Annotated in this window: 9 protein-coding genes; 1 reads left to right on the top strand and 8 read right to left on the bottom strand. The window is 58.4% G+C overall.

Annotated features, from left to right (window positions below; translation table 11 throughout):
• Nucleotides 1-43 precede the first annotated feature (43 nt).
• Nucleotides 44-2,692, top strand: a complete 2,649-nt coding sequence (ppc, locus tag M8006_RS02125) for a phosphoenolpyruvate carboxylase (RefSeq protein ID WP_250079597.1) — start codon at nucleotides 44-46, stop codon at nucleotides 2,690-2,692.
• A 20-nt stretch (nucleotides 2,693-2,712) separates the two neighbouring features.
• On the opposite strand, the gene M8006_RS02120 is transcribed toward ppc, so the two are convergent.
• The 8 genes from M8006_RS02120 to M8006_RS02085 form a co-directional block, all read right to left on the bottom strand.
• Nucleotides 2,713-3,306 carry a hypothetical protein gene (locus tag M8006_RS02120; protein WP_430886806.1) on the bottom strand — a complete coding sequence of 198 codons (594 nt, stop codon included), beginning with the start codon at nucleotides 3,304-3,306 and terminating at the stop codon, nucleotides 2,713-2,715.
• Between the two features lie 85 nt (nucleotides 3,307-3,391).
• Nucleotides 3,392-4,204, bottom strand: coding sequence for a class I SAM-dependent methyltransferase (locus tag M8006_RS02115; RefSeq protein ID WP_250079595.1), 813 nt, complete (start codon nucleotides 4,202-4,204; stop codon nucleotides 3,392-3,394).
• Nucleotides 4,201-5,901 (bottom strand): AMP-binding protein, encoded by a 1,701-nt coding sequence (locus M8006_RS02110; protein ID WP_250079593.1) that lies wholly within the window; start codon nucleotides 5,899-5,901, stop codon nucleotides 4,201-4,203. The genes M8006_RS02115 and M8006_RS02110 overlap by 4 nt, the downstream gene beginning before the upstream one ends.
• 119 nt (nucleotides 5,902-6,020) lie before the next feature.
• Nucleotides 6,021-6,926, bottom strand: a complete 906-nt coding sequence (locus M8006_RS02105; protein ID WP_250079590.1) for a hydroxymethylglutaryl-CoA lyase — start codon at nucleotides 6,924-6,926, stop codon at nucleotides 6,021-6,023.
• Entirely contained in the window at nucleotides 6,923-8,989 is a 2,067-nt protein-coding gene (locus M8006_RS02100; RefSeq protein WP_250079589.1) for an acetyl/propionyl/methylcrotonyl-CoA carboxylase subunit alpha, read from the bottom strand. The genes M8006_RS02105 and M8006_RS02100 overlap by 4 nt, the downstream gene beginning before the upstream one ends.
• A complete protein-coding gene (locus M8006_RS02095; RefSeq protein ID WP_250079586.1) occupies nucleotides 8,986-9,807 on the bottom strand; it encodes an enoyl-CoA hydratase/isomerase family protein in 822 nt (273 codons plus the stop codon). The genes M8006_RS02100 and M8006_RS02095 overlap by 4 nt, the downstream gene beginning before the upstream one ends.
• Before the next feature lie 10 nt (nucleotides 9,808-9,817).
• Nucleotides 9,818-11,425, bottom strand: coding sequence for a carboxyl transferase domain-containing protein (locus M8006_RS02090; RefSeq protein WP_250079585.1), 1,608 nt, complete (start codon nucleotides 11,423-11,425; stop codon nucleotides 9,818-9,820).
• Nucleotides 11,426-11,435: 10 nt separating this feature from the next.
• Nucleotides 11,436-12,605, bottom strand: coding sequence for an isovaleryl-CoA dehydrogenase (locus M8006_RS02085; RefSeq protein ID WP_250079583.1), 1,170 nt, complete (start codon nucleotides 12,603-12,605; stop codon nucleotides 11,436-11,438).
• Between the last annotated feature and the right edge of the window lie 38 nt (nucleotides 12,606-12,643).

Here is a 12,643-nt window from a genome sequence, read left to right as displayed (position 1 = left end):
AGACTGTTTTTAAAGTAGGCGACCCCTGCAAGGAGGCCACAGCATGAGCCATGATTTACATGAATCGCTGCGCGATAATGTGCGTATTCTCGGTGATAGCTTAGGCCGAACCATCGCCGATGATTTGGGCCAGCCCTTCGTGGATAAAATCGAAGCGATCCGCGCTCACGCCAAACAGGGGCGCCAGGGAGATTCGCTGCGCCAACGCGAGTTGATCGAATATTTACGCGAGTTACCCGAGCATGATCTCTTGCCCGTTACCCGTGCATTCAATCAGTTTTTGAACTTGGCCAACATTGCCGAGCAGCACTACCGCGCCCGCTTTCACCACGTAGAGGATTACAAGCCCGGCACTCAGCCGGCGTTGGGGGATTTGCTTTCTCGCGCCAAACAGGCCGGTAATTCGCCGCGCAAACTGGTGGAAACACTCGCCACTATGCGCGTGGAATTAGTGCTTACCGCACACCCGACCGAAGTCATTCGCCGCACGCTGATTCAAAAATATGACGCCATCGATGATTGTTTGACGGCTATCGAAAACGCCGAGGATTACCCCGAGCGCGGCACTCGCGCTCAAGGGCGTTTGGAAGAGTTGATTAGCCAGGCATGGCACACCGACGAAATACGTCACGAGCGACCTACGCCGGTGGACGAAGCCAAATGGGGCTTTGCCGTCATTGAAAACTCGCTATGGCAAGCAGTGCCCGATTTCCATCGTGACCTGGATAACCTGCTGGTGGAAACCGCTGGCGAGCGCTTGCCGCTGGATGCCGCACCGATTCGCTATGCTTCATGGATGGGCGGTGATCGTGACGGCAACCCCAACGTCACCGCTAAAGTCACCAGTGAAGTGTTGCTATTAGGCCGCTGGATGGCGGCGGATCTTTATCTACGTGACTTGGAGCAGCTTAAAACAGAGCTCTCAATGTGGAAGGCCAATAGCGCACTCAAAGCGGAAGTGGGTGACGTGCCCGAGCCTTACCGGGAGCTATTAAAGCGGCTGCTTGCCCGCGTTGAGGCCACCCGCGATTGGGCCAAGGCCCGACTCGATGGGCGCAGCTTTGAAGGTGGCCCGATTATCGAAACCCGTGATCAACTCTACGCGCCGCTTTTAGCATGCTACCGTTCGCTGTGCGATGTCGGGCTCGACACTATCGCCAACGGCGCGTTACTGGATACCTTGCGCCGAGTCGCGGTGTTTGGCGTCACCCTCACTAAGCTTGATTTACGTCAAGAGGCGAGCCGCCATGCGCAGGTGATGGAAGAGCTCACCGAGGCATTGGGGCTTGGGCACTACCAGCAGTGGGATGAAACGCAGCGTCAACGCTTTTTGCTCGACGAGCTTGATTCTCAACGGCCGTTGATACCGCGCCACTGGGAGTGTTCCGCTGAGTCTCGTGAGGTGTTGGATACGTTCAAGGTGGTGGCTCAGGAGCAGTGCGAATCGCTCGGTACCTACATTATTTCCATGGCGGCAGAGCCCTCTGATGTGCTTACTGTTGCCCTGTTGATGAAAGAGGTCGGCGGAAAGGTTGCTCTGCCTATTGCCCCGCTATTTGAAACACTCAATGATCTTGATCACGCCAGCGGTGTGATTGATCAATTGTTGTCGCTACCCGGCTATCGAGCGCTCATTAGTGATCGCCAGGAAGTGATGATTGGCTATTCGGACTCAGCCAAAGACGCCGGGCAACTTGCTGCGGCTTGGGCGCAGTATCGCGCCCAAGAGGCGCTGGTGGACGTCTGTGAACAGCATGGCGTGGATTTAACGCTCTTTCACGGCCGCGGCGGTACGGTCGGGCGCGGTGGCGGCCCAGCACATGCCGCGATACTTTCTCAGCCACCAGGCTCGGTAAATGGCAGCCTGCGGGTAACCGAGCAAGGTGAGATGATCCGCTTTAAGTTTGGCCAGCCCGATATTGCGCTGCGCTCGATGGAGATTTACGCCTGTGCGGTGCTCGAAGCGACACTGTTGCCACCGCCGGCGCCCGAGCCGCACTGGCGTCAAGAAATGGATCAGCTTGCGGACATCGCCCATGCTGCCTACGTCAAGGTAGTACGTGAAGATCCCGATTTTGTGCCTTATTTTCGCTCGGTGACGCCGGAAGGCGTGCTGGGTAGGTTACCGCTGGGCTCGCGGCCAACTAAGCGCCGCCAAGATGGCGGGGTGGAAACCTTGAGGGCTATCCCCTGGATTTTTGCCTGGACGCAGATTCGTCTTATGCTGCCCGCATGGTTGGGCAGTGGAGAGGCGTTCTCGCGGCGGTTGGAGCAGCCCGGCGGGCGCGAAGTGCTGCAAGAGATGCGCAACCAGTGGCCTTTCTTCGGCACGTATTTGGATATGTTGGAGATGCTGTTGGCCAAAGCGGATGTGGGCATTGCCGCTTACTACGAGCACCGCTTGGTGGACGAGCCGACACTTAAAGCGCTGGGTAAGAAGCTACGCGAACGTTTCGAGAGTCTGGAAGCGGCCGTGTTAGAAGTGCTGCAGCAGGAAGCGCTTTTGGAGAACACCCCGCTGATTCGCCAGGCGATTGACGTACGCAACCCCTATATCGACCCACTGCATGGGTTACAGGCGGAGCTTTTGCAGCGTAATCGCGATGCCGATGGGGCGATTAGTGCTGATCTTTCCCGCGCGCTAATGGTGACCATGGCAGGGATTGCCGCGGGACTGCGTAATACGGGATAACGTTGCAGTTAACGCTTAATTTAAAAAGGCAGGTGCAGGGAAGCACTTAGCTGGCTTAAGTGATTAAGCGTTGGTGCGTCAATGCGCTCATACTCTAGTCGGCTGATCAGGCGATTTACCCGAACGCTGGCGCCAAGCCCATGGAGCATTGACGTGCCGCTGTCATCGACGCCTTGCGGGGAGTAGGTTTCACCACGCCACTCCGTTAAGCCTGATTTCGCATAAATGCTGAAGGTACCCATGCGCATGCCTGCAACTAAGGCACCGCCTAGGCTCATGGTATTCATAAGCATAGAATTGACGCCCGATGCAATAGGCACTTCGTCGCTTTCGCGATAGGCAATTTCGGCACCGATATCAATCTGGGGTAAGTACCAAGGCGTAAAACCTGCGGTGACGCGAAACCCCGACGAATAAGCATCTAACCCACTGAGGTCACTGCCTTCGAGAATGACGCCGTTGTCCAATTGAAGCAGCTCGCTGTCGGGGGCGGTGTACGCTAGTGGCGACGTAGGGTAGCTGTCATAGTATCTGTCATAATAGCTATCATCGTTTGCATGGCTCGCACTTAAGGGCAAGAGACAACAAAATAGGCTGGTAGCGATGCGTTTCACGTTGATGGCTCCAAGTGCGTACCGGGTGACGCACGGCGATAATCCCATAAATTAGGACGCTTTCTTTGATCATCAGAATTTCAGCCTAGCAACTCGCTTCGATTTCGACCACCTTAATTGCCTCGTCCGCCAAGTTGGCGACCAGGCTTTTCCCCATGGTGAGAAAACGCTCGCCAAATACCAGTTGCGGAGAGAGCAGTGCTCGGTGTTGGGTTTGCGTCTCTTTCTTGCGCTGGCGCTTTCGCCAGACAAGCGCGTCTTTGCTCCAATCGCTAAAGTGATTCAGGTAAAACCCTGCCTTGTGCAGCTGTGCCTTGAGTGAGTCTGCGCTTTCCAAGTGTGAGTGAGCGGCATCTGAGGCCCAGGGCACGGGGTAGCGCATCGCGAGCGCGTTGGGACCGCTAACAACTTCATGCATGACGAGCTTTCCGTCAGGCCGCAATACGCGACGGCATTCACTCAGTACCGCCGGGCCGTCGGGCATATTGAGAAAGCTGTGTTGAAATAGCACCGCGTCCATGCTGGCAGTCGCAAAAGGCAGGTGGGCGGCATCGCCGGTCACGCACTGAGCCCGCTGTTCTAACCCAGAAAGCTCAGAGAGCCCTTGGTTTAAGCGATTGAAACCGTGAGTAATATCCAGGCCCACCAGCACAAACCCTAACTCGGCTGCTTGGCGCATTAGCCCGCCAGCACCGGCGCCGATATCCAGCACGCGCGGGTGTGTTTCGGCGTTGAGCAGGCCGATCAGCCGAGCAGACGCCTTAACCCCGCCAATATGCAGTTGGTCAAGCGGGGCAAGTTCAAAACATGTGGGGCCAGAAGGGAAGTGCTCGGCCACCCGGTCGAGCACCTCCTCCACGCTTAGGTGTTGCTGGTAGTGATGTGCCAGCGTTGTCACTTTTCCAGCCCTAGCTCTTCGATAGAGATTTCGCGCATTTTGAACTTCTGAATTTTGCCGGTCACCGTCATCGGGAATTCATCGACAAACTTGAAGTAGCGCGGAATCTTGAAGTGGGTAATCTTGCCTTTGCAGAACTCGCGCAGCTCTTCGTCGGTTACGTCTTGTTTGCCGTTCAGCTTGACCCAGGCAATCAACTCTTCACCGTATTTTTTGTCAGGTACACCGGTGACTTGGACTTCGGAAACGCCGGGATGGGTGTAAAGGAATTCCTCGATCTCTTTGGGATAGACGTTTTCGCCGCCGCGAATCACCATGTCTTTGATGCGGCCAACGATTTGCACGTAACCCTCGTCGTCCATGGTGGCCAAATCGCCGGTGTGCATCCAGCCTGCTTCATCGATGGCTTCTTCGGTCGCCTTTTCGTTGCTCCAGTACTTGAGCATCACGCTATAGCCGCGAGTGCAGAGCTCGCCAATTTCGCCGCGCGGGAGAATACCGCCACTGCCCGGGTCGACAATTTTACTTTCCAAGTGAGGTTGCGTGCGCCCCACGGTAGACACGCGTTTATCGATGCTGTCATCAGCGCCGGTCTGGGTTGATACCGGGCTAGTCTCGGTCATGCCGTAGGCAATCTGCACGCCTTTCATATTCATCTTATCGATGACCTGCTTCATGACCTCTGCCGGGCAAATGGAGCCGGCCATGATGCCGGTGCGCAAGCTAGAAAGATCGAAGCTTGAGAAATCCGGATGATCAAGCTCGGCGATAAACATCGTCGGCACGCCATAAAGGGCGGTGGCACGCTGGGAGTGAACGGCTTTTAGCACCGATTCAGGGTCGAAGCCCTCGCCGGGGTAAATCATTGCCGCACCATGGGTCACACAGCCAAGGTTGCCCATCACCATGCCAAAGCAGTGGTAGAGAGGCACGGGAATGACCAAGCGGTCTTCGCTGGTAAAGCCCATGCTTTCAGCGACAAAAAAACCGTTGTTGAGAATGTTGTGGTGCGAAAGTGTCGCGCCTTTCGGGAAGCCCGTGGTGCCTGAGGTGTACTGAATATTGATTGGGTCATCGAACTGCAGGGTGGCCTGCAGGTCGTCCACGTCAGTTTGGCTAATCTGATTGGCGTGATCAAGCAGGTCCTGCCAGCGCCACATGCCGTCGTACTTCTCGCTGCTTAAGTTGATGACACCCTCAAGCTCCGGCAGCTTTTGCGATTTCAGCTTGCCTTCGGCGCTGGCTTTTAGCTCCGGGGCGAGCTCAACCAGCATGCCGCGGTAGTCTGACGACTTGAAGCTGTCGGCAGTAATGAGAAAGCGCGCGCCGGATTGGTTCAGCGCGTACTCAAGCTCATGGGTACGGTAAGCCGGGTTGATGTTAACCAAAATGGCGCCGATCTTGGCGGTGGCGAACTGGGTCAGCGTCCACTCGCTGCAGTTGGGCGCCCATATGGCGACGCGATCACCGGCCTGCACGCCCAGCGCGAGGAGGCCACGCGCCACGCGATTGACTTCTTCCTGCAGCTGCTTATAGGTCCAGTGGATGTCCTGGTGCAGTACGATCAGCGCGTCGTTATCCGGGTATTGGGCGACAATCTCGTCGAACTTATCGCCGATGGTCATACCCAGCAGCGGTTTATCCGCCGTACTGCTGGTGTAGCTGGGTAGAATGGGCGCGTGTGGTTGTGAAACCATGAGTGTCTCTCCAACGTATTGTTGTCTTCGTAATGCTGTCTTTGAAAGCGGCTGTTGTCCGCGTAACGTTCGTCACGTCGTATTTTTATTATGATTGCAATATCTTGCTTGAGCGCTGCCTATTGGCGGCAGCCCATGGCTAACGCGACCTTGGAACTCGGCGTGCGGCCAAGTTCGGCGGTAATCCAGTAGCCAGTATCAATCACGGCTTGTAAGTCGATACCCGTCTCAATGCCTAAGCCTTTTAGCAGGTAAAGCACGTCTTCGGTGGCGACGTTGCCCGAGGCGCCTTTGGCGTAAGGGCAGCCGCCAAGGCCTGCGGTCGAGGCGTCAATCACGCTTACCCCCTCTTCCAGTACGGCGTAGAGATTGGCCAGCGCCTGCCCATAGGTATCGTGAAAATGCGCCGCTAAGCATTCCATGGGTACCTCGCGACTTACGGCGTCTATCATGCGCTTGGCGGCCAGTGGCGTCCCTACGCCGATGGTATCGCCCAGAGAGATTTCATAGCAGCCCATGTCATATAGCGCTTTAGCCACGTCTGCGACCTTGGTCGGGGCAATCTCGCCTTCATAGGGGCAGCCGAGCACGCAGGAGACGTAGCCTCGCACACGTAAACCGGTGTCGCGGGCGCGCGCGAGCACGGGGTCAAATCGCTCAAGTGATTCACTTACTGAGCAGTTAATGTTTTTTTGCGAAAATGCCTCCGAGGCCGCACCAAATACCGCAACCTCATCCGCCTTGGCCGCTAGGGCGTTTTCCAGGCCCTTTAGGTTGGGGGTGAGCGTGGAGTACACCACGCCAGGGCGTCGGCTGATGCCGGTCATAACGTCACCAGCATCACCCATTTGCGGCACCCACTTGGGCGAGACAAAACTCGCTGCTTCGATGTGGGACATACCGGCTTTTGCCAGGCGCTCAATCAGCTCGATTTTGGTTGCGGTGGGCACCGGCGCGCCGGGCTCGTTTTGCAACCCGTCACGCGGTGACATCTCAAAAAGCCGGACGGAAGAGGGCAGTGTCATGGTTGATCTCCTGACGCGTCTGCGGCGAAGTCCAAGAGCACATCACCCTGGCCAACGGTATCGCCAGCGGCGAAGTGGAACGTCTCAACAAAGCCATCCGCCGGCGCGGTCATGGTGTGCTCCATCTTCATCGCTTCCATCACCATCAGTGGCATGCCTTTTTCGACGCGCTGTTCCGGTGTGACCAGAAGCGTTACCACGGTGCCGTGCATGGGCGCGGTGAGCGTCGATTCCGCTTCGTGGTGGCCGTGGTCGATGGCATCGATGCGTCTCCAGAATAGCCGCGTTTCGCCCGCCGGGTCAGACAGCACCACCACATGACCGTCGCGGCGTGCCTGCAGGCGGCGACGATGGCCGTTGAGCGTGACAGCGACTGCGTCGCCATCGAGCTGCTGAAGCCGTGCCGTGAGAGTCGCCCCATCGACGTTGCCGCCGTGAAGCGTTAAGTTCCACGGGGCAGCGTCGCTCTCGCGGGTGCCTTCCACGACCACCACGGCAGCGCTATCGATATCCTGAACGCGCGCCGGGTCACAAAGGGCGATGCGAATGGTGTGCGGGGCGTTCAAGCGGAAACCGTCGTGACGGTCCCAAGGGGAGTCGCTTTCACACTCGCGGGCGAGCTGACCCAGGCCGATTAGCGCCGCACTGGCGTACTCTTCCAGGCGGTATGCTTTGGGCGCAAAAAGGGTCGCTTCGTTGCGCTCAATAAAACGGGTGTCGAGTTCAAGATGCTTGAAGCCAGGGTGCGTTGCCAGGCGCTGTAAGAACGCACGGTTGGTCACCACACCCTGCACGTCAAGCGCCGCCAGCGCGCGGTTGAGGGTGGCGAGGGCCGCATCGCGGTCGGCGCCATGAACAATTAGCTTGGCGAGCATGGGGTCGTAGTGCATGGAAACCACATCGCCGCTTTCCACGCCGCTATCCAAACGCACTTGGTCGGGCGCTAACCCAGCGCCAGCCAAATCCAGCGCGAAGCGTTCAAGCGTGCCGGTAGCGGGCAGGAAGTCCTGCTCGGGGTCTTCGGCGTAAAGGCGCGCCTCAAAACTGTGGCCGGTGATGGTGAGGGCTTCCTGGTTCAGCGGAAGCGGCTCGCCCATGGCGACGCGCAGCTGCCACTCGACCAAGTCTTGCCCGGTGATCATTTCGGTGACCGGGTGCTCGACCTGCAGGCGGGTATTCATCTCCATAAAGAAGAACGAGCCATCGACGTCGAGCAAAAACTCAACCGTGCCCGCGCCGACGTAGTGGATCTCCTGGGCGGCGCGAACGGCTGCTTCGCCCATTTCTCGGCGAAGTTCAGGCGTCATGCCCGGGGCGGGCGCTTCTTCGAGGACTTTCTGGTGGCGACGCTGTACCGAGCAGTCGCGCTCAAAGAGATAAACGCCGTTGCCGTGAGAGTCGCAGAAAACTTGCACTTCGACGTGGCGCGGCTGAACGAGGTACTTTTCGATCAACATCCGGTCATCGCCAAAGGCCGCCTTGGACTCGCGGCGGCAGCCATCGAGCGCGGCCTGGAAGGCCTCGGTGGATTCGACCACGCGCATGCCTTTACCGCCGCCGCCGGCGCTGGCTTTGAGCATCACCGGGTAGCCGATTTTATCGGCTTCGGCGCGCAGCAAGCCGTCATCTTGATCGTCGCCGTGGTAGCCCGGCACCAGCGGTACACCGGCATTGTGCATTCGCTCTTTGGCGGCGGATTTGTCGCCCATTGCGGCAATGGCTGAGGCGGGCGGGCCGACAAAGGTAATGCCCGCTGCATCGAGGGCGTTGACGAAAGCGCCATTTTCGGAAAGAAAGCCGTAACCGGGATGAATCGCGCCGCTACCGGTCCGCTTAGCCGCTTCAATCACGGCGTCGACATTCAAGTAGCTCTCGCGCGCCGAGGCAGGACCCAAACGCACGGCTTCATCGGCTTCGCGGACGTGGCGGGCGTTGGCATCGGCGTCTGAATAGACCGCGACGGTTTTCAGCCCCATGCGGCGAGCGGTGCGCATGACGCGGCAGGCGATTTCGCCACGGTTGGCAATCAGAAGGGTGTCGAACTTGTTCATTTTAGTGGTCATGAACGGGGCTCCGTGGCGTTGTTATGGTGTTCAACCCAGGCCGGGCGGCGTTTGTCGAAGAAGCTGGACAAGCCCTCTTGGCCCTCGTCGCTTACCCGTAGGCGCGCAATCACCTGGCAGGTGTGTTCGCGGGTGGCCTCAGCGTCGGGTGCTTTGGCGACACTGGCTAGCAGTGCCTTGGTAGCGCGCTGGGCCTGCGGCGAACCTCCCAGTAACGTGGTCAGCATCGCATCGACCGCTGCGTCGAGCTCTTCCGCGGCGACGACCTGATGCGCGAGGCCAAGCGCCAAGGCGGTGGGGGCGTCCATTACCTCGGCGGTCAGCGCGTAACGGCGCATTTGGCGCTCGCCAAGGGCGCGCTGCACATAAGGGCTGATAACGGCAGGGGATAAGCCGATCTTGACCTCTGAGAGGCAAAACTTGGCCTTCTCGGAGGCGACCACGACATCGCAACACGCCGCCAGGCCTACCGCGCCACCAAAGGCCGCGCCCTGGACGCGGCAGACGCTGGGGCAGGGCAGGCTGTCGAGCCCGTGCATGAGTTTTGCTAGCTTGCGCGAATCGGCGAGGTTGTCGTCGAGGTCATAATCGACCATGCGCTTCATCCAGTTAAGGTCCGCGCCCGCCGAAAAGCTTTTGCCTTCCGAACCCAGCACCACCGCGCGCACCTCGCCTTGCTGTGCCAAGGTGTGCAGCTCATCGAGGTGGGCGTTGAGCTCAGCAATCAAATGATCGTCGAAGGCGTTGTGAACGTCCGGGCGGTTGAGCGTCAGCCAGGCAACGCCGTTGGCATCGATGCCAAGAAATGAGAAAGCCATGGGTTGCTCCTTACATCCGGAACACGCCGAAGCGTGTCTCTTCGATTTCGGCATTCATCGCGGCGGCAAGCGAAAGCCCCAATACGTCGCGGGTTTGGGCCGGGTCGATCACACCGTCATCCCACAGTCGCGCGCTGGCGTAGTAAGGGTGGCCCTGGTGCTCATACTGCTCGCGCGTTGGCTGTTTGAAGGCTTCTTCTTCCGCTTGGCTCCATTCGCGGCCATCGCGCTCAATCTGCTCGCGTTTGACCTGAGCGAGCACGCCCGCTGCCTGTTCGCCGCCCATCACGGAAATACGCGCGTTGGGCCACATGAACAATAGGTTTGGGTCATAGGCACGGCCGCACATACCGTAGTTGCCAGCGCCAAAGCTGCCGCCGATCAGCACGGTGAACTTGGGTACCTTGGCGCAGGCCACCGCGGTGACCAGTTTGGCGCCGTGCTTGGCGATGCCCTCGTGCTCGTACTTGGAGCCGACCATAAAGCCGGTGATGTTTTGCAAAAAGATCAGCGGGATTTTGCGCTGAGCGCAGAGCTCAATAAAGTGCGCGCCTTTGACGGCGGATTCGGAAAACAGCACGCCGTTATTGGCGACGATGCCCACGGGGTAGCCGTGGATATGAGCAAAGCCGGTCACCAGCGTGTCGCCGTAGTAGCGTTTGAACTCGTCAAAGTCGGAGTTATCGACCGTGCGGGCGATGACCTCGCGCACGTCATAAGGTTTTTTTAAGTCGGTACCGACAATGCCATAAAGCTCGCTGGGGTCGAGCTTGGGCGGCTTGGGCGGCTGCATGTTGAGCTCGCCGCGCTTTTGCCAATTCAGGCGTGAGATGCAAGCGCGAGCCAGTTGCAGGGCGTGGGCGTCGTTTTCGGCGTAGTAATCGGCCACGCCGCTTTTTTTGGCGTGAACATCGGCGCCACCAAGGTCTTCCGCGCTGATGGACTCGCCGGTCGCGGCTTTCACCAAGGGCGGGCCGCCGAGGAAAATCGTACCCTGCTCTTTTACGATGATCGATTCGTCTGCCATGGCGGGCACGTAGGCGCCGCCAGCGGTACAGGAGCCCATTACCACGGCAATCTGCGGAATACCTTCAGCGGACATGGTCGCTTGGTTGTAAAAGATGCGCCCGAAGTGGTCGCGGTCGGGGAAAACTTCATCCTGGCGGGGCAAAAAGGCGCCGCCAGAATCAACCAAGTAAATGCACGGCAGACGGTGCTTACGGGCGATGTCCTGAGCGCGGATGTGCTTTTTCACCGTCATCGGGAAATAGGTGCCGCCTTTGACCGTGGCATCGTTGGCGACAATCACGCACTCCACGCCACTCACGCGGCCAATGCCCGTCACCACGCCGGCGGCAGGCACGTCAGACTCGTAGACGTTGTGAGCGGCTAGAGCGGAAAACTCCAGAAACGGCGAGCCTTCGTCGATTAAGTGGTCGATACGGTCGCGAACGAACAGTTTTCCACGCGACTCGTGACGGGCGCGCGCTTTCTCACCACCACCCTGGCTGATGGCGGCGGTGAGTTCGCGAAGTTTCATCACCTCGGCACGCATCGCGTCTTCGTTGGCCTGAAAAACGTCGCTTCTCGGATTTACTTGTGTGGTTAGCGTACTCATCGTGACACCCTTACTTGGACTCGTTGAAGAGTTCGCGGCCAATCAGCATGCGGCGAATCTCGCTGGTGCCGGCGCCGATTTCGTAAAGCTTGGCGTCGCGCAGTAAGCGCCCGGTGGGATACTCGTTGATGTAGCCGTTGCCGCCGAGCAGCTGAATGGCATCTAGCGCCACCTGGGTGGCTTTTTCGGCGCAGTAGAGGATGACGCCAGCGGCGTCTTTGCGCGAGGTCTGGCCGCGGTCACAGGCGCCAGCCACCGCGTAGAGATAGGCGCGGCAAGCGTTCATGGTGGTGTACATATCGGCGATTTTGCCCTGCACCAGCTGGAATTCGCCGATCGACTGGTTGAACTGCTTGCGTTCATGAATGTAGGGCACCACCACGTCCATGGCGGCCTGCATAATGCCAATGGGGCCTGCCGCTAGCACGGTGCGCTCGTAATCCAAGCCGCCCATTAACACGCGTACACCTTTGCCTTCATCGCCAAGAATGTTTTCCGCAGGAACTTCGCAATCCTGGAACACCAGCTCACACGTGTTGGAGCCGCGCATGCCCAGCTTGTCGAGCTTTTGTGCGGTGGAGAAGCCTGGCATGCCTTTTTCAATGATGAACGCGGTGATGCCTTTTGAGCCAGCGTCCGGGTCGGTTTTGGCGTAGACCACTAGCACATCGGCATCCGGGCCATTGGTAATCCACATTTTGTTGCCGTTGAGGATGTACTTTTCGCCTTCTTTACGCGCTCGCAGCTGCATGGAAACAACGTCCGACCCAGCGCCCGGTTCCGACATCGCCAACGCACCGACGTGCTCGCCGCTAATCAACTTGGGCAGGTATTTGCTCTTCTGCTCAGGGCTCGCGTTGATCTTCAGCTGATTAACGCAGAGGTTGGAGTGCGCGCCGTAAGACAGCGCGACAGACGCGCTGGCTCGCGAGATTTCTTCCATGGCGATGCAGTGGGCGAGATACCCCATGCCGCTACCGCCATCTTCTTCTGAAACGGTAATGCCTAAAAGTCCCATGTCGCCAAATTTCTGCCACAGGTCATTGGGGAATTCGTTTTTTTCGTCGATTTCAGCGGCGCGCGGGGCGATCTCGTCGCGAGCAAAGGCGTTGACCTGCTCACGCAGCATGTTGAGTTCGTCGTCCAGGCCGTAGTTGAGTTCTGAATAGTGGGTAAACATGGTCAATCACCTTTGCAAAGGTTGTTGGTTGATAAGCG

This window comes from Halomonas llamarensis (genome assembly GCF_023555005.1).
Taxonomy (GTDB): domain Bacteria; phylum Pseudomonadota; class Gammaproteobacteria; order Pseudomonadales; family Halomonadaceae; genus Vreelandella; species Vreelandella llamarensis.
Note: the sequence above shows the minus strand (reverse complement) of the source record. Positions and strands in the feature narration are given on the sequence as shown.